The sequence below is a fragment of the Synechococcus sp. CS-1329 genome, assembly GCF_025128055.1.
Classification (GTDB): Bacteria; Cyanobacteriota; Cyanobacteriia; order PCC-6307; family Cyanobiaceae; genus Regnicoccus_A.
Window position 1 is genome coordinate 67030 of sequence record NZ_JAHLYS010000036.1, and the last position, 21601, is coordinate 88630.

Below are 21601 nucleotides of genomic sequence, written 5' to 3' on the forward strand. Positions count from 1 at the left end.
TCCATCCGGCCTCAGCTCCGGTGCTGTCACAAGCCCAGCGGTCGCTCTCCCGAGCTGCAGTTACATTGATTCACCATCTCCCGCGACCACGGGGTAGTTGCTCGGGCCACGAGGAGATCGAACAGTTTTGAGCACCGCCCTGTCCAGCGACGCCTCAACGACCGTGGACCTTGCCCAGGATCCGGAGTCTGTCCAGCGGCCACCAGCCGAGGTGCTTCCCCTGCGCCACAGCGATGATCCACGGGTGCACCGCTACAGCAGCCGCTTTGCGGATGTGATGGAGATGCGGGCGCCCTCCCACGACGTGGCCACCTACCTCGACCATCACGACGGCTGGTTCAGACGCTGTGCGGCGCCGATGACGGTGCAACCACTCGGGCCCAATGGCTATGCCCTGACCCTGGGTCGCTTCGGCAATTTCGGCTTCGAGGTGGAGCCCACCATCGGCCTGGAGCTCCTGCCCCAGAGCGAAGGCATCTATCGCATCCTCACAGCGGCCCTGAGCGAACCCGACGTCAGCCTGCAGGAGGTCTACGACGTGGAGTTCAACGCTGCCCTGCAGCTGGAGGAAGGCCTGAGCGACCCCCTCACCCAGGTGCGCTGGGAACTGGACCTCTGCGTATGGATCCGGCTGCCGGCGGTGATCGGCCTGCTTCCCGACAAGCTGGTGCAATCCAGTGGCGACCACCTGTTGCGTCAGATCGTGCGTCAGATTTCGCGCAAGCTCACCTGGAAGGTCCAGGAAGACTTCCACGCCACCCACCAGCTGAGCTGCCCGCCGCGCCGGCGGGCCCCGTTCTGATCCAGGCGTCTGCGGACTCGCGTCCGGCAGGGCTGCGCTGAGCCGTGAGCTGTGGATCAGGTCTCAGCGACTCGGGCTTCAGCGACTGGTCCAGATCTTGTTGACGATCTGCATGCCGGTGACCGCCTGCCAGAGGAAGAGGGTCATCAGGGTCATGTTCAGGCCCACATGGGCCTTGCGGGCGATCAAGTTGCCCTTGAGCATCAGCGGCGAGAGGGAGGCCGCCACGGCGATCAGGCTGACCATGGCGATGCCCACCAGCAGGTGCGGCCCCACAAACAGCTTGCCGTTGTTGATGTAAGTGACGGCCATGCCACCGAAGCTGCCCAGCACCATCACCGCCAGCACGATCGAGCCGATCTGGAAGTGGCGCTGAGCGAACTTGCCCTTGATCAGCTCCTTGCGCTGCTCCGGCTCGGCGGTGCGGGTTTTCTTGGCCTTGATCCCCAGGCTGAGGGCATAGCCGGAGAGGGCCAGCAACACCCACATCAGCAGCGGGTGAAGGAAATTGAGGTTGAAAGCGAGGGCGTCGGGCATGGTCACGGGGTGAGGCCGTTGGCAGCGAAACTACTGCTCCGAGCCCTCCCCGCGTCGTTCAGCGGCCGCCGCGCACCCGTTGAGGGCGGCGCAGAGGCGCTTCAGTGCAGGAAGTGGCGCTGGCCGGTGCAGACCATCGCCAGACCGAGCTGGTCACAGGCCTCAATCGATTCCCCATCGCGCACACTGCCGCCGGGCTGAATCAACGCGCTGATGCCATACTCCGCCGCCAGCCGCACGGTGTCTCCGAAGGGGAAAAAGCCATCACTGGCCAACACCGCCCCCTGGCCGGCCTCGGCGGCCGCCTCCAGGGCGAGGCGGGCGGAGCCCACCCGGTTCATCTGACCGGCGCCGATCCCCAGGCTGACTCCGGCTCTGGCCACCACGATCGCGTTGGAGCGCACATGGCGCACCAGACGCCAGGCCAAGCGCAGGTCGTCGAGCTCAGCGGAACTGGGCGGCCGCTGGCTGACCACCTGCCAGGCGTCTTCACAGACGGCCTGATCATCGAGGTCCTGGGCCAGCAGGCCGCCGAGCACGGTGCGCAGCTGCCGCCGCGGCGCCCGCAGCAGCGCCGCCGCAGGAAGCTCCAGCAGACGCAGATTCGCCTTGGCCCCCAGGCGCGCCAGGGCCTCATCACTGAATCCAGGCGCCACTACGCACTCCAGGAACAGGCTGGTGAGCCGCTCGGCACTGGCCCCATCCACCACCGCGTTGAGGGCCACGATGCCACCGAAGGCCGAGACCGAATCAGCCGCCAGAGCCCGCTGCAGAGCCTCGGCGAGGCTGCTGCCCACGGCCACCCCACAGGGGTTGGTGTGCTTGACCACCACCGCCGCCGACTGCACCCCCTCGCCGTAGCCGAACTCGCGCACCGTGGCCAGGGCGGCATCGAGATCCAGCAGGTTGTTGAAGCTGAGCTCCTTGCCCTGCAGCTGACGGGCCCCGCCCCAGCCCGCCCCTGGCTCGCTGTACCAACCGGCCTGCTGATGGGGGTTCTCGCCGTAGCGCAGGGTCTGACGCAAGGGCAACTCCAGCCGCAGGGGGGGCTGCTGAGCAGCGGCAGCCTCCTGCGGCGCGGGGGCTGGCTCCAGTTGCTGCGCCAGCCAGGAGCTGATGGCGCTGTCGTAGCTGGCGGTGTGGCGGAACGCCTCCAGGGCGAGCTGGCGGCGCAGGGCAACATCCAGCCGATCCTCGGCCAGGGCCGCGAGGAAGTCGGCGTATTGGCAAGGGTCGGTGAGCACCGCCACATCGGCGTGGTTCTTGGCGGCGGCGCGCACCATGGCCGGGCCACCGATGTCGATCGTCTCCACCGCCTTCTGCCAGGACACGGCCGGATCGGCCACGGTTTCGCGGAAGGGATAGAGGTTCACCACCACCACATCGATGGGGGTGATCGCCTGGGCCTCCAGATCCGCTTGGTGGGCCGGATCGTCGCGGCGGGCCAGGATGCCGCCGTGGATGCGCGGGTGCAGGGTCTTGACCCGGCCACCGAGGATCTCCGGAGCTCCGGTGTGATCGGCCACACGGGTGACCGGCAGGCCGGCGGCGGCCAGGGTGGCCGCAGTGCCGCCACTGGAGAGCAGGCTGTAGCCATGGCGGTGGTGCAGGGCCGTGGCGAGTTCCACCACGCCCTGCTTGTCCGACACACTCAGCAGCGCGGTGGGGGCCATGGACGGTCGTGACGGCGTGCTGGCCACAACTTACGCAGCGACACACCCCCAGCGCCCGTGATCGCGCAGCACCATGGCCCCAGCTCCGGCCCTGCCGCCGGCGCCCCCACCCGAGAGCGCCAGGACCCCAATGCCATGACGGATGACCTTCTGATCCGCGGACCCGCCGCCGCCGAGCAGCGGCTGGTGTTGCTGCATGGCTGGGGCGCCGATGCCGACGACCTGCTGGACCTGGGCGAGGAGCTGGCCGGGCGCTCCACGGGGGTGATCAGCCTGCGGGCGCCGGAAGCCCATCCCCACGGAGTAGGTCGCCAGTGGTACGACCTGCAGCAGCCGGAGTGGCCGGGCCTGGCGGGGGCACGGCTGCAGCTGCGCCAGCGGCTGGAGGCCCTGGCGGAGAGCCTGCCCCTGCAGCAGACGATTGTTCTGGGCTTCTCCCAGGGGGCCGCGATGGCCCTCGATGTGGCCGCTGAGCTGCCGGTGGCCGCCGTGGTCAGCTGCAGCGGCTATCCCCATCCCGGCTGGAGCCCACAAGCCCCGCTGCCGCCGATCCTGCTCAGCCACGGCCGAGGGGATCCGGTGGTGCCCTATGCCGCCAGCGAGGAGCTGCAGCGGCTGTGGCGCAGCGCCGGCGGCCAGTGCCAGCTGCTGGGCTTCCCGGGGGGCCACACCATCGACCCGGCCCTGTTCCCCTCGATCCGCTCCTTCCTGCAGGAGCACTGGCTGCCCCCATCCCCATGAACAAACCCCCGCGGATCCAGTGATCCAGCGGGGGTTGTTGGGTCCGTGGGCCCCTGGGCAGGGCTCAGACGAAGGCGTATTCGTACTCTTCCATTTCCTCCCAGTCGTCGGAGCCGTTGGCTTCAAGGCCGGCGAAGAGGTTGTCTTCACCGACCTGATCGACGATCAGGCGCAGGGAAGGGAAGAGGAAGTGGTTCTCCTCGGCGTACTGGGCACTGAACAGGCCCTTTTCGCCCCAGAAGAAACGATCGGTGGTGTGCTCATTGCGGCGGACGTTGAGCAGGGCAGGCGCCTCAAGGCCGGTTTCGGCGATGTAGCGGCGAGCCGCGGTGACCGGCTTGTGCTCTCCGGTCTCCAGGTTGTGGGTGGGCACGTGGGCGAGCACGCGCTGACCGGCGAGACGACGGCGACTGATCCGCTTGCGCTTCTTGGACATGAAACAACTCCCGAGGGGGAGAAGGAGAGGGATGGGAAGGATGGGCCGGTCTCGCAGGGCGAGACAGCTCGGCTGAGCGCCCCTTGGGGGAGCGCAGGCACGTCCAGACACCTGGCAACCGTGAGCGGAATTTCCAGGGCGGCTGCTGGCAGCTGCTCAAGAAATGGCCAGAGAGGAAGCAAACCGGAGCGATCCCAGGGGAGAGCTCCGAACAGCGGAGGGACGGGTCTCTCTCTGCTGTAGCCTCGTTTGCAGAAAAGTGCAACCGATGCGTTCGTACCTACACTTGGGGTCCGCTCGCGGACCGCGAAGTAATGGTCGATACGTAAATCTTAAGGCAATTTCCGAGATTTCCAGCACGGATCCAGGAATTTTTTTTCGCAGGCTCTCCCGTTCAGCTTCAGATGCAGGTGTCGCCGCGCTTCCTGACCCTGCTGCAGCTGCAGCTTGAGCAGTTCGCTGACCGCAGCGACCTCCGCTCCCTGGTGGTTTATCTGGCGATGCCGCGGGAAGACGGCAAGCTGGCGCTGATGCCGGCCGGCCACTGGCCACCCCAGCGCCGGGTCCTTCCCGCCGTCGATGAAGACCAGAGCCTGCTGCTGCCCAGTGAGCAGCGCCGCTGGCTGCCCCTGCGCCACCAGAGCACCCTCCTGGGTGCCCTGCGGGTGGAATTGGCGGGCAGCGCCTGGCCGGCCAACCTCCATCCACGGCTGCAGGCGGCGGCCCAGGCCCTGACCGAAGCCCTGCTGCTGGATCTGGAACATCAGCGCCTGAGCGAGCAGCTGGAGCTGCAGCAGCAGCAGCTGCGCCTGCTGGTGCACCAGATGCGCAACCCCCTGGCTGCCCTGCGCACCTTTGCCCAGCTGCTCAAACGGCGCCTGGAGGGCGATCCCGAGAACCGGGCCCTGGTGGAGAACATGCTGGTGGAAGGTCAGCAGCTCCACCGCTACATCGAAGCGATCGATGGGCTTACGGATCCAGCGGCGCTCCAGGCCGGCCCCGAGAGCGCAGGCCCCCTGCTGCTGCCACCATCCCTCCGCAGCGGCGAAGCCTTGCCGCTGCGGGAACGGGTTGAGCCCCTGCTGCAGCGCGCCGCCGCCACCGCCTCCCTGCGGGGCCGCCCCTGGCAGGCCCCCGCCTCCCTGCCGGACTGGCACGGTGACAGCGCTGTGGTGGCGGAGATCCTCGCCAACCTGCTGGAGAACGCCTTCCGCTACAGCCCCGAAGGCAGCAGCGTCGGGCTGCACAGCGCCCTGGCCCCAGACGGCCGTCCCAGGCTCACGGTCTGGGACGGAGGACTGGCGATCGCCGATCAGGAGCGCGAATCGATCTTCGGGCGGGGGGTCCGTGGGGAGCGGGGCCAGGAGCTGCCTGGCACGGGGTTGGGGCTGGCTCTGGCCAGGGATCTGGCCCGCAGCCTGGGCGGTGAGCTGCGCCTGCTCTGCCCCCCCAGCCGCGCCGCCAGCGATCTCCCCGATGCCGGCAACGCCTTTCTGCTGGAGCTGCCCCCCAGCGCCTAGCCGGCCCCAGCCACCAGGGCCGCCAGGGCCAGCAGCAGCAGGGTCAGTGTCTCCACCCATTCCACGCAGGCGCCGTAGCTGTCGCCGCTGTGGCCCCCCAGGCGGCGGCCCAGAGCCAGCGGCAGCAGCCAGGCCGGCAGCAGGCCCAGCCAGCCCTGCCAGGGCCAGCCCATCGAGGCCCCCACCAGGCTGAGCGGCAGCAGCAGCAGCAGCGCAGGCCTGAGCTCCCGGCCCAGCCCGAGCCAGTGCCGCTGATGGAAGGCCGCCGTGCCGTCGGGGCGCAGGTAGGGAAAGTGCTGGATGGCCAGCAGCGGGGCGATGCGGCCCCACACCCCGGCCCAGACCAGGGCAAGGGCTCCCAGGGGGCCCAGGTTCAGCTCCGCCAGGGTGAGCAGCGCGGCTGCCCGCAGCAGCAGCACCTGCAGCAGAGCGAGCACGCCGCTGGCGCCCACCCGGCTGTCCTCCATCGCCTCCAGGGCTCGATCGCCGGCGGCCAGACCATCGCCCGTGTCCATCACCCCATCGGCATGGATGCCGCCCGTCAGCCAGAGGCCCAGGGCCAGCACCAGGGCCACGCGGGCCCCGGCCGGCAGCCAGGCTTCGGCCAGGCACCAGAGCAGGCCCTGCAGCAGTCCCTGCAGCAGTCCGATCCAGGGGGCGAAGCGGGCAATGCGCTCGAAGCGGGGCTGGGGCCGCGGCCAGGCGGGCAGCACCGTGTAGAAGATCCAGGCTCCGGCCAGGTCCCGCAGCCAGGGGGGTGCCGCCAGGGGCCTCATCGGCCAGCCCCCGGCAGGCGATCTAGGTTCAGTCCCGAACTGTTCCAGCCGCCGTGACCCGCTCCGCCGCAGCGGCCGACCTCTTCCGCTTCAGCGCCACGGCCCACTGCCCCAGGACCCAGGCCCGCTGCGGCGTCTTCCACACCCCGCACGGCAGCATCGAGACGCCCCGCTTCATGCCGGTGGGCACCCTGGGCACCGTCAAGGGGGTGACCCCGGCCCAGCTGGCGGCCACCGGCGCCCAGATGGTGCTCGCCAACACCTATCACCTGCACCTCCAGCCCGGGGAGGCCATCGTGGCGGAAGCCGGTGGGCTGCACCGCTTCATGGGCTGGGATGGGCCCCTGCTCACCGATTCCGGTGGGTTCCAGGTGTTCAGCCTCGGTGACATCAACGTCATCAGCGACGAGGGGGTGGTGTTCCGCTCGCCCCGCGACGGCTCGCGCATCAATCTCACACCGGAGCGGTCGATGCAGATCCAGATGGCGCTGGGAGCCGATGTGGCCATGGCCTTCGATCAATGTCCGCCCTATCCCGCCAGTGAAAACGACGTGGCCGAGGCCTGCCGCCGCACCCACGCCTGGCTGGAGCGCTGCGTCGCCAGTCACGATCGCCACGATCAGGCCCTGTTCGGCATCGTCCAGGGGGGCACCTTCCCCCATCTGCGCGAGCAGGCGGCACGGACGGTGAGCGCCATGGACCTGCCCGGCATCGCCATCGGCGGCGTGAGCGTGGGCGAGCCGGTGGAATCGATGCACCAGATCGTGCGCCAGCTGGCGCCGCTGCTGCCCCGGGATCGCCCCCGCTACCTGATGGGGGTGGGCAGCCTGCGGGAGATGGCGATCGCCGTGGCCCAGGGCATCGACCTCTTCGACTGCGTGCTGCCCACCCGCCTCGGGCGCCACGGTACCGCCCTGGTGGGAGGCGAGCGCTGGAACCTGCGCAATGCCCGCTTCCGCCACGACCACAGCCCACTGGATTCCAGCTGTGCCTGTGCGGCCTGCACCGGCCACAGCCGGGCCTATCTGCACCACCTGTTCCGCAGCGGCGAACTGCTGGGCCGGATCCTGCTCAGCCTGCACAACCTCACCCAGCTGATGCGCTTCAGCGCGGCCATGGCCACGGCCATCCGCGAGGGCTGTTTTGCAGAGGATTTCACTCCCTGGGAGCCCGGCTCCCAGGCCGCTCACACGTGGTAGCGTCCAGCCCATATCACGATTTCGACGTTCAGGGATGGTCTTCTCCACACTGATCACCGCCACCACCCTGGCCCAGCTTCCCGAGGCCTACCAGGCCTTTGGTCCCCTGGTCGACATCCTGCCGATCATCCCCCTGTTCTTCCTGCTGCTGGCCTTTGTCTGGCAGGCCTCCGTCGGCTTCCGCTGACCTTCAGCCACCCCGCAGCACCGCCCAGGCGAACGCCGGCAGGGCCAGCATCCGCCGCCAGCGGCTCGGTTCCTGGATCAGCCGGTACAACCATTCGATCTGCAGGGCCCCCATCCAGCTGGGGGCCCTTTTTTTAATGCCTGCCCAGACGTCGAAGCTGCCGCCCACCCCCATCCAGAGGCCGGGCTGGCCCCGATGCAGGCGCTGGATCCAGATCTCCTGGCGGGGAACCCCCAGGGCCGCCAGCACCAGATCCGGCTGGCTGGCCTGCAGGCTGGTCTCCAGCCCAGGCCAGGCTTCAGCGGGCTGATAGCCGTGCACCGTGGCGATGAGAACCAGCCCCGGCAGACGCAGCAGCAGCCGCTCCTTCAGGCGCTCCATCACCTCAGGAGACGCCCCCACCAAAGCCACCCGCCAGCCGCGCTCGGCAGCCTCCACCAGCAGCCGATCGGCCAGCTCGATGCCCGGGCTGCGCCGCACCCGGTGCCCCTGCCGCCCCAGGGCCCAGACCACCCCGGCCCCATCGGGGATCACCAGCTCGGCGGCGCGAATCACATCCCCGAGGGCCGGATCCTCGAGGGCCGCCATCGTCATCTCGGCATTGAGGGTGACGATCTGACCACCGCCGCGGCCGTGCAGCCCCAGGGCGGCCTCGGTCACATCAGCGCAGACATCGATCGGCAGCCCCAGCACCTTCGAGCGCAGGCCGGCGGGAACCTGAGTTTCCGTCACCATCACGGCCAGGTCCTCTCGAACCGCAGGGGAGAATCCAGGCAGAGTACCCATCTGCGACGCAGATCCCTCCATCAATCTCGCTGCCAAACCGACCATGACGAGCGAGTGGACCAGTGAAGGACGCCTGGAGCCGCCCCTGCAGGAGCAGCTGGGTCCGCGCCAGCTCAGCGATGAGGACGCCCGCGAGCTGTTGCGCCACCTCGACAATCAGATCGAGCGGGTGGTGCTGGCGCGCCAGCACCCCATCACGGGCCTGCTGCCCGCCAGCACCGCCAACACCGTGCACGGCAATTACGGCGATGCCTGGGTGCGCGACTGCGTCTACTCGATCCAGTGCGTCTGGGGGCTGGCCCAGGCCCACCGCCGCCTCCATGGCCCCTGCACCCGCAGCCATGAGCTGAACCAGCGGGTGCTGCAGCTGATGCGCGGACTGCTCACCGCCATGCTGCGTCAGTCGGCGAAGGTGGAGCGCTTCAAGCGCAGCCTCGACCGGCTCGATGCCATCCACGCCAAGTTCGACACCGGCACGGGCCATCCGGTGGTGTCCGACGACGGCTGGGGGCATCTGCAGCTCGATGCCACGGCCCTTTATCTGCTGCAGCTGGCCCAGCTGACCCGGGCCGGGCTGGTGGTGGTGCAGAGCAGCCACGAGCGGGATTTCCTGCAGAATCTGGTGTATTACGTGGCGCGGGCCTATCGGATCGCCGATTACGGGATCTGGGAGCGGGGTGACAAGGGCAACCACGGCGAGCCGGAGCGCAACGCCAGCTCGATCGGCCTGGTCAAGGCGGCCCTGGAGGCCCTCGAAGGCCTCGACCTCTACGGCCCCCACGGCGATGGCAGCTGCTGCCTGCACATCCCCCATCCGGCGATCGTGCGGCTGCGTCGGGCCCTGCAGGCCCTCTTGCCGCGGGAATCAGCCAGCAAGGAGGTGGACAGCGCCTGCCTCTCGGTGATCGGCTACCCCGCCTGGGCGGTCGAAGACCCGGAGCTGGTGGAGCGCACCCGCAGCAAGATCCGTCGCGACCTCGGTGGCGCCTACGGCTACAAACGCTTTCGCCGCGACGGCCACCAGACCCTGGTGGAAGACCACGAACGGTTGCACTACCAGCCGGAGGAACTGGCCCAGTTCGAGGGCATCGAGTGCGAATGGCCCCTGTTCTTCGCCTACGAGCTGGTCACGGCCTGTTGCGAGGAGCGCTGGGGTGAGGCCTGGCACTGGCGACGGCGGCTGGAGGCGGTGAGCGTGGACGTGGATGGCGTGCCCGAGCTGCCCGAGCTCTACCTGGTGCCGGCCGAGGCGATCGAGGCGGAGCGGCTCCACCCCGGCACCCAGGAGCGCATCGCCAATGAGAATGTGCCGCTGCTCTGGACCCAGAGCCTCACCTGGCTGGGGGACCTGCTGCTCCACGGCCTGCTGACACCGGAGGACATCGATCCCAGCCATCGGCGCCTGCCGGCGCCCCTGGGGGCCGAGCGGGTGCTGGTGGCCCTGGTGCCTGAGAACGAGGCCATCGCCGCGGCGCTGGAGCAGGCCGGCCTGCCGGTGACCCACTCCCATGGTTCGGTGCGGGTGGCCAGCTCCAGGGAGCTGGGCCGACGCATGGCCTCGGTGGGCGCCAACAGCAAGCTCGGCCTCAGCGGCTATCCACCGGTGCGGATGGAAACCATGGCCACGGCGCTGCTCTACCGCAGCCCCGCCGGTAATGGCGGTGGCGGCGGAGGCAGGGGCGGCGGCGAAATCATGGCCTTCCTGCCCTCGGTGCTGGAGGAGGGCACCTTTTATCTGGCGGACGACCCCGAACAGCTGGCGGACACCGTGAGCGGTGAGCTGCGGCTGCTGCAGCGGCAGTGGCGCGGCGATGGCCTGCCCCTGCTGTTGATCCCCCTGGCCGCCGGCCCCTTCCAGCGCGATCCCGACGCCCTGATCCGCCTGGGGGACTCCCTGCGCAGCGGCCTGGTGGAGGGGGTGCCGGTGCAGCTCGACCGTCTGGAGGGATTGATCGATCAGGTCTGCTGGGAGGAGCTGCCACCCCTCCTGGAGCAGCCGCCGGCCCGGCGCAGCCAGCCGGCGGCTCCGGTGCTGCGCAGCAGCACCAGCCAGCAGCCACTGACGATCCAGCAGGAGCAGGAACTGGAGGACATCGCCATCCCCGGCCTGACGGATCTGCTCTGGCGCAGCACCTCGCTGCCGGAGCAGGCGGAGGTGCTGGAGCAGCTGGTGCAGCGCCTGGGACAGAGCGCGATCCTGCAGGGCCCAGCCAGCGCCGGGCCGCTGAAGCTGCAGGCGCTGGTGGAGGAGATCTACCGGCGGGGCCTGGCGGAGGGCGACTGGAACGTGGTGCGGCGCTGCGCCGGCCTGATGCAGCTGGTGCATCCCCAGCTGGAGGATGCGCTCACCGACATCCTGGTGCGTCAGAAGCAGGTGGTGGTGGGTCGCAATTACACCCATGACTCCTTGATCAGCCAGCCCCAGGGCAGCGCCATGATCGGGGCCATGATCCGCCGCTTCAGCGGTGACGACGGCCGCGAGTGGATGCTGCAGCAGGAACTGCTGCTGGCCCTCGACGGCCTGGGCCGCTCGGAGCCGGAATTGCTCAGCGGCAGCCTGACGATCCAGCTGGGGCAGCTGCTGCTGCTGCTCACCGGCGAGCTGGCGGCCGAGCGGGATCTCACCGCCGACGACGCCTTCGAAGCGCTCTGCGATCTGCCGCCCCACGCCATCCGCCGGCGACTGCGCACGGTATTGGCGGATGTGGAGCATGCCCGCGAGGCCCTGCGTCGCAAGGAACAGCTTCATCTGAGCGGGCGGGTGCTCTGGGAGGTGCCCGATCCCCTCGACGACCTGCCGCTGGGCAGTGGCTGCGGCTGGATGCAGCACCGCCAGCGCCTGGGGGCCCTGCAGCGGGTCCCGCGCGATTTCTACGCCGGCATCTGGGATCTGCTCCACCACTGCCGCGGCCTGGTGATCGGCGACAAGCTGGAGCGGCGCAACCGCCTGGTGAGCGAGCCCCTGCTCTCGGAGAAGACCCCTGGTGAGCGCAATTTCGCCGCCCTGGTGGAGCACCTGCTCAACAAGATCGAGGCACCGGAATACCGGCAGCTCTGCACCGAGACGCTGCTCTCGCTGGTGGTGTTCGTGGGTGCCAACACCCAGGTGCGTTTCGACGACTACCTGGCCCTTGATGTGGTGATCGGCCACGCGGTGCGGGTGGGCTGGCAGCAGACCCATCCGGAGCTGGCTGGGAAGGATTACTCCCAGCAGAAATCAGCGGCCTGGGATCTCTTCTACGCCTCGTCACCGGCCCGCTGCCGCCGCTGGCAGATCCTTGCCCTGCGCGACCTCACCGAAGTCGTGGACGGGGCCGCTGCTGCTGACGCTCAGATCGGTGCGTCAAGGGCCATGCAGAGCGAGGGCTGATCCACCGCCAGCTCGATCAAGTTGGCCAGCATCAGCGCCCTGGAGGCCTGCTGGCCATCCACGGCCGGCACCTCCCGGCCGCGCAGACAGAGCAGGAAATGTTCCAGCTCGGCGTAGAGCGGCTCGATCGAGGTGGTACTCACTTCCTCGATGAAGCCGTCGTTGCGATACAGCAGCTCGCCGTGGTCGGCGGAGACCCACTCATGGGCGCGGCGGTGGATGTGCAGCCGGCGATTGAGGAAATCGGTTTCCACCAGGCTGGCGCGGCAATGGGCGCTGAGGCTGCGGATCTTGCGGTGGGCCATCTTGCTGGCCGTGAGACTGGCCACCACCCCGTTGCTGAAGCCGAGGGTGGCATTGACGTAGTCGATCGGGCCCTCGGAACTGCGCCCGCCCGCCGCCGCCAGCCGCACCACCTGGGAGCCGGCCAGCTCGAGCACCAGATCGATGTCGTGGATCATCAGATCCAGCACCACGGAAACATCGTTGGCGCGATCGGCATGGGGGCTGTGGCGCCGTGCCTCCAGCACCACCACCTCCTCGTTGGCCACCACCTTGAGCAGTTCACGGAAGGCGGGGTTGAAGCGTTCGATATGGCCCACCTGAAGCTGGCGCCCCGCCAGTTCCGCCGCGCCGATCAGGGCGCTGGCCTCCTCCTGGCTGGCGGCGATCGGCTTCTCGATCAGCACGTGCAGACCAGCCTGGAGGCAGGCCATGCCCACCCGGTGGTGCAGCAGGGTGGGCACGGCGATGCAGACCGCCTCGACCTCAGGCAGCAGGTCGTCGAAGTTCTCGAACCAGCGGCAGCCGAACTGCTCAATGGCCAGCTGACCGCGGCGTTGATCGGGATCCGCCACCCCCACCAGCTCGGCATCCCGCAGCAGGCTCAGGACCCTGGCGTGGTGCCATCCCATGTTGCCGATGCCGATGACCCCCACCTTGACCGGGGTGATGGGATCGCTGCTCATCGCCGCACCAGCACACCCGCCAACGTGATCTCCCAGCGCTCCAGTGCAGGCATTATCAATGATCATCCGCTCCTGTTGCGTCAGCGCTGCCGAGGCGTTGCCTCAGTCGGAGGGGCGGCGGGTGATCTGAACCCGCTCGATGCGGGGGCCGTCCATGGCACTGATCTCGAACTGGTGCCCCTTCCAGCGCAGGCACTCGCCCGGAGCCGGGATGTGCTGCAGCCGCTCCAGCATGAAACCAGCCAGGGTGTGGTGGCCATCGGCCTCCGGCAGGGAGAGGTCCAGCTGGCGGTTGAGCTCGAAGATCTCCAGATCGCCCGCCACCAGCCAGGTGTCGTCCTGAAGCCGTTGCAGGTTCTGGCGGATCATGATCAGATCGTCCTCATCGCCGACGATCTCGCTGGTGAGGTCGGCCACCGTCACCAGGCCCTCGGTGCCGCCGTGTTCATCCACCACCACCAGCAGGGGCTGACCGCTGCGGATCAGCGGCAGCAGCACCGCCAGAGGCACCGTTTCCTGCACCCGTGCCACCGGAGTGATGTAGGGAGCCAGAAGCGTGTCGCCCTGCAGCAGCCCCTGGGCGATCGGTTCGGCCAGGCGACGCAGGTCGAGCACGCCGCGCACGTCATCAAGCGACTGGGCGATGACGGGGAAACGGGCGTGGGCAGTGGCGTGCACCGCCTCCATCATCTCGGCGAAGGTGACCTCCAGGGGCAGGGTGACCATGCCGGAGCGGGGCACCATCACCTCGCGCACCTGGGTGTCGCGCAGGGAGAACACCCCTTCGAGAATGCTGCGCTCATCCGGCAGCAGACCGGTGACACTGTTGGATTCGATCAGGGTTTCCAGTTCGCCGGCGGAGAGGGCGGGCACCAGCTCATCCCAGTTGCGCGGCAGACCCAGCAGGCGCAGCAGACCATTGGCGAACCGCTCCACCAGGATCAGCAGGGGCCAGAGCGTGCGGATCACCCACTCCAGCAACGGCGCCAGTTGCAGCGCCGAGCTCTCCGGCCGGTGCATCACCCAGGCCTTGGGGGCCACGCCGCCGATCACGGTGGCCAGCCCCACCAGGCCCAGAAACACCGCCACATCCAGCCAGAGGCGTTCGCCCCCGGGGTCAAGCCGCACCGCCAGACCACGGCCGGCCCAGCCGAGGGCCACCATCGCCAGGGCCGCCCCCAGCTGGGTGGCGACCAGCACCCGGCGCAGACGCTGCTGCAGCCGCTCCACCGAGAGGGCGCCGCTGTGGCCATCGGCGGCGAGCACCTTGACGCGGCTGGGGCGCAGATGAATCAGGGCGAACTCACTGGCGGCGAAGAAGGCCAGCAGTGCCAGCAGTGCCAGCAGCAGAACGAGCAGGCGCATGGAGAGGAGAGCAGCGAGCAGGTTGAGGTTCACTCCACGGTGACGCTCTTGGCCAGATTGCGGGGTTGATCCACATCGAGACCGCGGTGGGCGGCGATGTGATACGAGAGAAGTTGCATCGGAATCACGGTCAGCAGGGGGCTGAGCAGCTCATCCACCTCCGGCACCGGCAGCAGCACATCGAAGATCTCGGTGTCGGGGGTGCGCGGGGCCACGCCGATCAGTCGGGCATCGCGGGCCTTGGCCTCCTGGGCGTTGGAGAGCACCTTGTCGAAAACACTGCCGGGCACCGCGATCGACACCACCGGCACCCGCGCATCCAGCAGGGCGATGGGGCCGTGCTTCATCTCACCCGCCGGGTAGCCCTCAGCGTGGATGTAGCTGATCTCCTTGAGCTTCAGGGCCCCTTCGAGGGCGATCGGGAAGTTGATGCCACGGCCCAGGAAGATCACATCCTGGGTGTCGGCGAACTGGTGGGCCAGCTCGGCGCAGAGCAGATCCTGTTCCTCCAGCAGGGTCTGCAGCTGGGCGGGCAGGGCCCGCAGACCGTTCACCAGCTCGAGCAGCTGAGCCGGGGAGCGGCTGGAGCGGCGTTCGGCGAAGGAGAGGGCGAGGCCGTAGAAGGCCAGCAGCTGGCCGAGGAAGGTCTTGGTGGCGGCCACACCCACCTCAATGCCGGCGCCGATGTCGAGCAGGTGGGGCACCAGGCGGCCCAGGGAGCTCTCGGGCCGGTTGGTGATGCCCAGCAGCCTGGGGGCGAAGGCCGGATCGGCGATCAGGTCCCGGCGCTTCTGCTCCATCTGCAGCGCCGCCAGGGTGTCGGCGGTTTCCCCCGACTGGGTGACGCCGATGGTGAGGGTGTGGGGCACCAGCGGCGGCGGCGCGTAGCGGAATTCGCTGGCGTAGTGCACCGCGGTGGGCAGTCCCGCCAGTTGCTCCAGCAGGTAGGCCCCCACCTGGGCGGCATGGCGGCTGGTGCCGCAGGCCAGGATCTGGATCCGCTCCACCCCGTCGAAGAGCTGATCCGGCAGCGGCAGGGCCACCAGCGACGGAGTACCGGGCACCCCCAGCGATTCGCTGGGCAGATGGCGGGCCACCCACAGCGCCGCTGTTTCGGGCTGCTCGTGGATCTCCTTGTGCATGAAGTGGCGGAAGCTGCGCTTGTCCGCCACGTGCTCAGTGCCCTTCAGCAGGCTGGGGGCGCGCGTCACCCGCTCCGCCGTTGGACCGTAGAGCTCAATGCCCAGCGGCGTGAGCAGGGCCGTTTCACCGTCTTCGAGCGGAAGGATGGTGCGGGTGAACCCCGCCAGGGCGGGCGTGTCGCTGGCACAGAGGAATTCCCCCTCCCCCAGACCGATCACCAGCGGCGCCTGACGGCGGGCCACCACCACCGCTCCGGGCGCAGCGGCCCAGACCACCGCCAGGGCATAGGCCCCGTGCAGCTGGGGCAGCACCTGCTGCACGGCTTCGAGCAGCAGCTGGGGTGAGGGCTGGCGCCCCGGGCGCTGCAGCCCAGCCAGCGTCCGGGCCACCAGGTGGGGAATCACCTCGGTGTCGGTGTCGGAGAGGAAGTGAACCCCCTCGGCCTGCAGCGACTCCCTGAGCAGGCGGTGGTTCTCGATGATGCCGTTCTGAACCACGGCCAGGCTGCCGCTGCCATCGAGATGGGGGTGGGCGTTGCGCTCCTCCGGCTTGCCGTGGGTGGCCCAGCGGGTGTGGCCGATGCCGCAATGGCCGAGGGCCCCCTGGGCTTCGTAGCGGGCGGTGAGGTTGACGAGCTTGCCCTCAGCCCGCAGCAGGGTGAGCCGCCCGGCTGGGGAGCCATTGCCCGGCTCGGGCGCTTCGACCGTGGCGATGCCGGCAGAGTCGTAGCCGCGGTATTCGAGTTGGCGCAGGCCTTCCAGCAGCAGGGGGGCCGCCTCACGGGAGCCGATGACCGCAACGATGCCGCACATGGCTGGTGGGCCGGACTTGGGCTGTTTCTAAAGGATCACCACCCGCGCGCCCAGCCCACCAGGGCAGAGCGGCCTGCAGACATGAAAAAGCCCGGCCAAGCCGGGCTGAGGTGCACAGAGCGGGTGAGGGCCTCAGTAGGCCAGGCCCATGCTCCGGCTGGTTTCATCTCCGAGGTAGACGCGGATGCTGAGGAAGTCGGTGGGACAAGCGGTTTCGCAGCGCTTGCAACCGATGCAGTCTTCGGTGCGAGGTGATGAAGCGATCTGGCCAGCTTTGCAGCCATCCCAGGGAACCATCTCGAGAACGTCGAGAGGACAGGCACGGACGCACTGGGTGCAGCCGATGCAGGTGTCGTAGATCTTGACGGAATGGGACATGCCCGGCCAGAGAGCGAACGGCGTCCGGTCAAAGTACTCAACCTGTTCGGGAGCCCAGGGTCAGGGGCCCCAGGCCGTCATCCTTTTTCATACGGGCCAGGGGGCGTTCAGGGCGACCCGTAGGATGCGGCCTCCCACACATCGGCCATGTCACAGGAAGCGATCTTCGAGAAAGTCCGTTCGATCGTTGCCGAGCAGCTCAGCGTCGATGCCGCTGAAGTGAAGCCAGAGTCGAATTTCCAGAATGATCTGGGCGCCGACTCGCTCGACACGGTGGAACTGGTCATGGCCCTGGAAGAGGCCTTCGACATCGAGATTCCCGACGAGTCGGCCGAGGGCATCACCACCGTCGGTGACGCCGTCAAGTACATCCTGGATAAGCAGGCCTGAGGGTGTCGATGGTGGAGGGTCTCCGCCGTGTCGTGGTCACGGGCCTCGGCGCGGTCACACCGATCGGCAACAACGTCTCCCAGTACTGGGACGGCTTGCGGCTCGGCTCCAATGGGGTGGCAGCGATCACCCTGTTTAATGCCTCACGGCATGCCTGTCGTTTCGCGGCCGAGGTGAAGAACTTCGATCCCAGTGGTGTGCTGGATCGCAAGGAGACCAAGCGCTGGGACCGCTTCTGCCAGTTCGGCGTGGTGGCCTCCAAGCAGGCGGTGGAGCAGGCGCAGCTGGTGATCGACGAGAGCACCCAGCACCGCATCGGTGTGGCGATCGGCTCCGGCGTCGGCGGCCTGCTGATGATGGAGACCCAGGCCCACGTGCTCGCCGACCGGGGACCTGACCGGGTCAGCCCGTTCTGCGTGCCGATGATGATTCCGAACATGGCGGCTGGGCTCACCGCGATCGCGCTGGGGGCCAAGGGTCCCAGCAGCGCTGTCTCCACGGCCTGTGCGGCTGGTTCCAACGCCATCGGCGATGCCTTCCGTCTGATTCAGCTGGGCCTGGCCGACGCGATGGTGTGCGGCGGAGCCGAATCGGCAATCACGCCCCTGGGGGTGGCCGGCTTCGCCAGTGCCAAGGCGCTCTCCTTCCGCAACGACGACCCCGCCACCGCCAGCCGCCCCTTCGACGCCGAGCGCAACGGCTTCGTGATCGGCGAGGGCTCCGGGATCCTGGTGCTCGAAAGCCTGGAGAACGCCCGCGCCCGGGGAGTGGAGATCCTCGCCGAGGTGGTGGGTTACGGCATGACCTGCGACGCCCATCACATCACCTCGCCAACGCCGGGGGGTCTCGGTGGCGCCGAAGCGATGCGGCTGGCCATGGCCGATGCACGGCTGGAGCCGGAGCAGGTGGACTACGTCAATGCCCACGGCACCAGCACCCAGGCCAACGACAGCAACGAGACTGCGGCGATCAAGGCGGCCCTCGGCGAGCACGCCTATCGCATCCCCGTCAGTTCGACCAAGTCAATGACCGGCCACCTGCTGGGCGGCAGCGGCGGCATCGAGGCGGTGGCCGCGGTGCTGGCGATAGGCCACAACCTCGTACCACCTACGATCAATTACCAAAATCCAGATCCGGCCTGTGATCTGGATGTCGTGCCCAATCAGGCGCGGGAACAGAAGCTGAACGTCGTGCTCTCCAATTCGTTCGGATTTGGCGGCCACAACGTCTGCCTCGCCTTCCGTCGGATGCGCTGAAGGCCTGGCCCCGCCAGCCATCCGCCGCCCGGAACGCCCCACTCCCCACCACTCCTTCCCCCAACCATGGTCGCCGCCCCCACAGTGGACTCCCTGTCCGTCGACAACCTCTGCGTCAACAGCATTCGCTTCCTGGCGATCGACGCGATCAACAAGTCCAACTCGGGGCACCCAGGCCTGCCGATGGGCGCGGCGCCGATGGCCTACGCGCTCTGGAACAACCACCTGCGCCACAACCCGGCCAACCCCAAGTGGTTCAACCGCGACCGCTTCGTGCTCTCGGCCGGCCACGGCTGCATGCTGCTCTATGCGCTGCTGCACCTGAGCGGTTACGACAGCGTCTCGATCGAGGACATCAAGCAGTTCCGCCAGTGGGGCTCCAAGACTCCCGGCCACCCCGAAACCTTCGAAACCCCCGGGGTTGAGGTCACCACCGGCCCCCTCGGTCAGGGCATCTCCAACGCCGTCGGTCTGGCGATCGCCGAGGCCCACCTGGCCGCGAAGTTCAACCGCACGGGCGCCCCGCTGGTCGATCACCACACCTATGTGATCATGGGCGACGGCTGCCACCAGGAGGGCATCTCCGGTGAAGCCGCCTCTCTCGCCGGCCACCTGGGCCTGGGCAAGCTGATCGCCCTCTACGACGACAACCACATCACGATCGACGGCAACACCAAGGTGTCGTTCACCGAGGATGTGCTCAAGCGCTACGAGGCCTACGGCTGGCACGTGCAGCATGTGGCCGAGGGCAACACCGACATCGAAGCGATCAGCAAGGCGATCGCAGCGGCCAAGGCCGTCACCGACAAGCCCAGCCTGATCAAGGTGACCACCACGATCGGCTACGGCTCCCCCAACAAGGCCGACACCGCCGGAGTGCACGGCGCGGCCCTCGGGGCTGAGGAAGCCGAGCTCACCCGCCAGTCGCTGGGTTGGAGCTACGGACCCTTCGAGGTGCCCGAAGAGGCCTACAGCCAGTGGCGCCAGGCGCGCGAACGCGGCGCCGCTCTGGAAGCCGAATGGGACAAGACCCTGGTGGCCTACCGCAGCCAGTACCCCGCCGAAGCCGCCGAATTCGAGCGCATGCAGCGCGGCGAACTGCCCCAGGGCTGGGACAGCAAACTGCCCCGCTTCACCGCCGCCGACAAGGGCCTGGCCACTCGCCAGTACTCCTACAACGTGCTCAATGCCATCGGCGCCGACCTGCCCGATCTGATCGGCGGCTCCGCCGACCTCACCCACTCCAACCTCACCGACATCAAGGGTGAGCAGAGCTTCCAGAAGGGCAGCGAAGCCAACCGCTACCTGCACTTCGGTGTGCGCGAGCACGCGATGGCGGCGATTCTCAACGGCATCGCTTACCACGACAGCGGCCTGATCCCCTACGGCGGCACCTTCCTGGTGTTCGCCGGCTACATGGTGGGCGCCATGCGCCTCTCGGCCCTCAGTGAGCTGGGTGTGATCTACGTGCTCACCCACGATTCGATCGGCCTCGGCGAAGACGGTCCAACCCACCAGCCGGTGGAAACCCTGGCCTCGCTGCGCTCGATCCCCAACCTGCTGGTGATCCGCCCCGGCGATGGCAACGAAACCAGCGGCGCTTACCAGGTGGCGGTCACCAACCGCAAACGGCCCACGGTGCTGGCCCTCAGCCGCCAGGCGATGGTCAACCAGCCCAACTCGGCCCCCGAGCATGTGGCCAAGGGCGGCTACATCCTCGACGACAGCGACGGCAGCCCCGAGCTGATTCTGATCGGCTCCGGCACCGAACTGGATCTCTGTGTGAAGGCGGCAGTCCAGCTGCGCGGCGAAGGCCGCAACGTGCGGGTGGTGTCGATGCCCTGCGTGGAGCTGTTCGAGGAGCAGGACGCCGGCTACCGCGAGTCGGTGCTGCCGGCTGCGGTGCGCAAGCGCCTGGTGGTGGAAGCCTCCGGCTCCTTCGGCTGGCACAAGTACGTCGGCCTCGACGGTGACACCGTGTCGATCGACCGCTTCGGTGCCTCCGCCCCCGGCCCCACCTGCCTGGAGAAGTTCGGCTTCACTGTGGAGAACGTGGTCGCCAAGGCCAAGGCGCTCTGAGCGCCACCACCTCTCTCGCCCGGGGCCCGATGGGCTCGTCCGAGCGCCTGTCCATCGTTCTGCCGACGTACAACGAACGGCAGAACGTCGCCAGGATCCTGGAGGAACTGCTGCCGCTGAAGCAACACTTCGACCTGGAAGTGCTGTTCGTGGACGACGATTCGGCCGATGGCACGGCTGATCTGGTCAAGCAGCTGGCCCACGGCCAGGCCGGCGTGCGCCTGATCCGCCGGGTGGGGCGCGCCGGCCTGGCCAGCGCCATCAAGGAGGGCATCCTCGATGCCACAGGTGATGTGATCGTGGTGATGGACTGCGACGGCCAGCACGAGCCGGCGGCGGTGGAAGCAGCGGTGGCAGCCCTGCTCAGCAGCGGCAGCGATCTGGTGGTGGGCAGCCGCTTCCACCCTGACGCCGCCATTCACGGCCTGAGTGCGGAGCGCACGCGCAATTCCACCTGGGCCAACACGATCGCCCGCTTCAGCCTGCCGGGCTACCGCCGCCTCACCGATTACATGAGCGGCTTTTTTGCCCTGCGGCCAGAGGCTGTGCTGCGCCATGTGCGGCGGGTGGATGTGAACGGATTCAAGTTTCTCTACGAGCTGCTCTCGATCAGCCGCGGATCGCTGCAGGTCAGTGAGATCCCCCTGCGCTTCCAGGCCCGGATGGCCGGTGATTCAAAGCTGGATCTGGCCATCGTCTGGGATCTGGGAGTCTCGATCCTGCACACGTTGCTGCTGCGCGCGATCCCCCGCCGCGCCATCAGTTTTGCCCTGGTGGGCCTGAGCGGGGTGGCGGTGCAGATGCTGGTGGTGCAGGCCTTGATGGCCGCGGCGGGGCTGGCCTTCAGGCAGGCGCTGCCGGTGGCCGTGGTGATGGCCGCCAGCACCAACTACCTGATCAACAACGCCCTCACCTTCCGCTTTCAGCGCCAACAGGGACCAGCGCTGCTGAAAGGACTGCTCAAGTTCCTGCTGGTGGCTTCCCTGCCGGTGCTGGCCAATGTGGGCGTGGCCTCCACCTTCTACAACCTGGTGTCCCGCAACACAGTCCTGGCCCAACTGGCGGGCATTCTGGTGGTGTTCGTCTGGAACTACGCAGCGTCCTCGCGGTTCGTGTGGAACACGCCTTAGCGAGCCCACCCCAATGCGATCGGCTCAACGCCATGGAGCCATCAGGGCGGCCC

General features: G+C 68.4%; 19 protein-coding genes. 10 read left to right on the top strand and 9 right to left on the bottom strand.

Translation table 11 applies throughout. The features are described 5' to 3' along the window. Nucleotides 1-163: 163 nt before the first annotated feature. The gene (locus KQ304_RS08740) at nt 164-802 is read left to right on the top strand and encodes a DUF1997 domain-containing protein (protein ID WP_259736776.1); all 639 of its coding nucleotides are present in this window, start codon (nt 164-166) and stop codon (nt 800-802) included. 78 nt (nt 803-880) lie between these two features. On the opposite strand, the gene KQ304_RS08745 is transcribed toward KQ304_RS08740, so the two are convergent. Together KQ304_RS08745 and purH are read right to left on the bottom strand one after the other, a co-directional pair. After that, on the bottom strand, nt 881-1339 hold the full coding sequence (locus KQ304_RS08745; RefSeq protein WP_259736777.1) for a DUF4079 domain-containing protein: 459 nt from the start codon (nt 1337-1339) through the stop codon (nt 881-883). 101 nt (nt 1340-1440) lie between these two features. After that, nucleotides 1441-3012, bottom strand: a complete 1572-nt coding sequence (purH, locus tag KQ304_RS08750; RefSeq protein WP_259736710.1) for a bifunctional phosphoribosylaminoimidazolecarboxamide formyltransferase/IMP cyclohydrolase — start codon at nt 3010-3012, stop codon at nt 1441-1443. A gap of 57 nt (nt 3013-3069) precedes the next feature. Here purH and KQ304_RS08755 point away from each other — a divergent pair, with 57 nt between their 5' ends. Then, nucleotides 3070-3753, top strand: a complete 684-nt coding sequence (locus KQ304_RS08755; RefSeq protein WP_311133898.1) for a dienelactone hydrolase family protein — start codon at nt 3070-3072, stop codon at nt 3751-3753. 64 nt (nt 3754-3817) lie between these two features. Here the strand turns inward: KQ304_RS08755 and KQ304_RS08760 are convergent, their stop codons facing one another. After that, complete coding sequence (locus KQ304_RS08760; protein WP_259736711.1) at nt 3818-4189, bottom strand: DUF3155 domain-containing protein; 372 nt, start codon at nt 4187-4189, stop codon at nt 3818-3820. Nucleotides 4190-4593: 404 nt separating this feature from the next. On the opposite strand from KQ304_RS08760, the gene KQ304_RS08765 reads away from it, so the two are divergent. Next, complete coding sequence (locus KQ304_RS08765; RefSeq protein ID WP_259736712.1) at nt 4594-5709, top strand: sensor histidine kinase KdpD; 1116 nt, start codon at nt 4594-4596, stop codon at nt 5707-5709. Here the strand turns inward: KQ304_RS08765 and cobS are convergent. Further along, a complete protein-coding gene (gene cobS, locus KQ304_RS08770) occupies nt 5706-6485 on the bottom strand; it encodes an adenosylcobinamide-GDP ribazoletransferase (protein ID WP_259736713.1) in 780 nt (259 codons plus the stop codon). The genes KQ304_RS08765 and cobS overlap by 4 nt on opposite strands. A 53-nt stretch (nt 6486-6538) precedes the next feature. Between cobS and tgt the strand changes: the two genes are divergently transcribed. Together tgt and KQ304_RS08780 are read left to right on the top strand one after the other, a co-directional pair. Continuing rightward, nucleotides 6539-7684, top strand: a complete 1146-nt coding sequence (tgt, locus tag KQ304_RS08775; RefSeq protein ID WP_259736714.1) for a tRNA guanosine(34) transglycosylase Tgt — start codon at nt 6539-6541, stop codon at nt 7682-7684. Between the two features lie 34 nt (nt 7685-7718). After that, nucleotides 7719-7871, top strand: coding sequence for a photosystem II reaction center protein K (locus tag KQ304_RS08780; RefSeq protein WP_006172455.1), 153 nt, complete (start codon nt 7719-7721; stop codon nt 7869-7871). Nucleotides 7872-7874: 3 nt separating this feature from the next. On the opposite strand, the gene KQ304_RS08785 is transcribed toward KQ304_RS08780, so the two are convergent. Then, entirely contained in the window at nt 7875-8606 is a 732-nt protein-coding gene (locus KQ304_RS08785; RefSeq protein ID WP_259736715.1) for a WecB/TagA/CpsF family glycosyltransferase, read from the bottom strand. Between the two features lie 94 nt (nt 8607-8700). On the opposite strand from KQ304_RS08785, the gene KQ304_RS08790 reads away from it, so the two are divergent. After that, complete coding sequence (locus KQ304_RS08790; RefSeq protein ID WP_259736716.1) at nt 8701-12027, top strand: glycoside hydrolase family 15 protein; 3327 nt, start codon at nt 8701-8703, stop codon at nt 12025-12027. On the opposite strand, the gene KQ304_RS08795 is transcribed toward KQ304_RS08790, so the two are convergent. From KQ304_RS08795 to psaC, 4 genes are all read right to left on the bottom strand, one after another. After that, nucleotides 11988-12995 carry a Gfo/Idh/MocA family protein gene (locus KQ304_RS08795; RefSeq protein WP_259736717.1) on the bottom strand — a complete coding sequence of 336 codons (1008 nt, stop codon included), beginning with the start codon at nt 12993-12995 and terminating at the stop codon, nt 11988-11990. The genes KQ304_RS08790 and KQ304_RS08795 overlap by 40 nt on opposite strands. A gap of 102 nt (nt 12996-13097) precedes the next feature. Continuing rightward, on the bottom strand, nt 13098-14360 hold the full coding sequence (locus KQ304_RS08800) for a hemolysin family protein (protein ID WP_259736718.1): 1263 nt from the start codon (nt 14358-14360) through the stop codon (nt 13098-13100). Nucleotides 14361-14389: 29 nt separating this feature from the next. After that, on the bottom strand, nt 14390-16315 hold the full coding sequence (gene glmS, locus KQ304_RS08805; protein ID WP_259736719.1) for a glutamine--fructose-6-phosphate transaminase (isomerizing): 1926 nt from the start codon (nt 16313-16315) through the stop codon (nt 14390-14392). A 132-nt stretch (nt 16316-16447) separates the two neighbouring features. After that, nucleotides 16448-16693 (bottom strand): photosystem I iron-sulfur center protein PsaC, encoded by a 246-nt coding sequence (gene psaC, locus KQ304_RS08810; protein WP_259736720.1) that lies wholly within the window; start codon nt 16691-16693, stop codon nt 16448-16450. Nucleotides 16694-16840: 147 nt separating this feature from the next. On the opposite strand from psaC, the gene acpP reads away from it, so the two are divergent. From acpP to KQ304_RS08830, 4 genes are all read left to right on the top strand, one after another. Continuing rightward, nucleotides 16841-17083 (top strand): acyl carrier protein, encoded by a 243-nt coding sequence (gene acpP / locus KQ304_RS08815; protein ID WP_006172464.1) that lies wholly within the window; start codon nt 16841-16843, stop codon nt 17081-17083. An 8-nt stretch (nt 17084-17091) separates the two neighbouring features. Next, the gene (gene fabF / locus KQ304_RS08820; RefSeq protein ID WP_259736721.1) at nt 17092-18339 is read left to right on the top strand and encodes a beta-ketoacyl-ACP synthase II; all 1248 of its coding nucleotides are present in this window, start codon (nt 17092-17094) and stop codon (nt 18337-18339) included. A gap of 66 nt (nt 18340-18405) precedes the next feature. After that, entirely contained in the window at nt 18406-20418 is a 2013-nt protein-coding gene (tkt, locus tag KQ304_RS08825; RefSeq protein WP_259736722.1) for a transketolase, read from the top strand. Nucleotides 20419-20447: 29 nt separating this feature from the next. Then, nucleotides 20448-21548, top strand: coding sequence for a glycosyltransferase family 2 protein (locus KQ304_RS08830; protein ID WP_259736723.1), 1101 nt, complete (start codon nt 20448-20450; stop codon nt 21546-21548). Nucleotides 21549-21601: the final 53 nt, after the last annotated feature.

What these genes read in the sequence shown, in the direction of transcription:
- KQ304_RS08745 (WP_259736777.1), bottom strand. Translation starts at nt 1,339, where the DNA reads ATGCCCGACGCCCTCGCTTTCAACCTCAATTTCCTTCACCCGCTGCTG.
- purH (WP_259736710.1), bottom strand. Translation starts at nt 3,012, where the DNA reads ATGGCCCCCACCGCGCTGCTGAGTGTGTCGGACAAGCAGGGCGTGGTG.
- KQ304_RS08760 (WP_259736711.1), bottom strand. Translation starts at nt 4,189, where the DNA reads ATGTCCAAGAAGCGCAAGCGGATCAGTCGCCGTCGTCTCGCCGGTCAG.
- KQ304_RS08765 (WP_259736712.1), top strand. Translation starts at nt 4,594, where the DNA reads ATGCAGGTGTCGCCGCGCTTCCTGACCCTGCTGCAGCTGCAGCTTGAG.
- cobS (WP_259736713.1), bottom strand. Translation starts at nt 6,485, where the DNA reads ATGAGGCCCCTGGCGGCACCCCCCTGGCTGCGGGACCTGGCCGGAGCC.
- KQ304_RS08780 (WP_006172455.1), top strand. Translation starts at nt 7,719, where the DNA reads ATGGTCTTCTCCACACTGATCACCGCCACCACCCTGGCCCAGCTTCCC.
- KQ304_RS08785 (WP_259736715.1), bottom strand. Translation starts at nt 8,606, where the DNA reads ATGGTGACGGAAACTCAGGTTCCCGCCGGCCTGCGCTCGAAGGTGCTG.
- KQ304_RS08790 (WP_259736716.1), top strand. Translation starts at nt 8,701, where the DNA reads ATGACGAGCGAGTGGACCAGTGAAGGACGCCTGGAGCCGCCCCTGCAG.
- KQ304_RS08795 (WP_259736717.1), bottom strand. Translation starts at nt 12,995, where the DNA reads ATGAGCAGCGATCCCATCACCCCGGTCAAGGTGGGGGTCATCGGCATC.
- KQ304_RS08800 (WP_259736718.1), bottom strand. Translation starts at nt 14,360, where the DNA reads ATGCGCCTGCTCGTTCTGCTGCTGGCACTGCTGGCACTGCTGGCCTTC.
- glmS (WP_259736719.1), bottom strand. Translation starts at nt 16,315, where the DNA reads ATGTGCGGCATCGTTGCGGTCATCGGCTCCCGTGAGGCGGCCCCCCTG.
- psaC (WP_259736720.1), bottom strand. Translation starts at nt 16,693, where the DNA reads ATGTCCCATTCCGTCAAGATCTACGACACCTGCATCGGCTGCACCCAG.
- acpP (WP_006172464.1), top strand. Translation starts at nt 16,841, where the DNA reads ATGTCACAGGAAGCGATCTTCGAGAAAGTCCGTTCGATCGTTGCCGAG.
- fabF (WP_259736721.1), top strand. Translation starts at nt 17,092, where the DNA reads ATGGTGGAGGGTCTCCGCCGTGTCGTGGTCACGGGCCTCGGCGCGGTC.
- tkt (WP_259736722.1), top strand. Translation starts at nt 18,406, where the DNA reads ATGGTCGCCGCCCCCACAGTGGACTCCCTGTCCGTCGACAACCTCTGC.
- KQ304_RS08830 (WP_259736723.1), top strand. Translation starts at nt 20,448, where the DNA reads ATGGGCTCGTCCGAGCGCCTGTCCATCGTTCTGCCGACGTACAACGAA.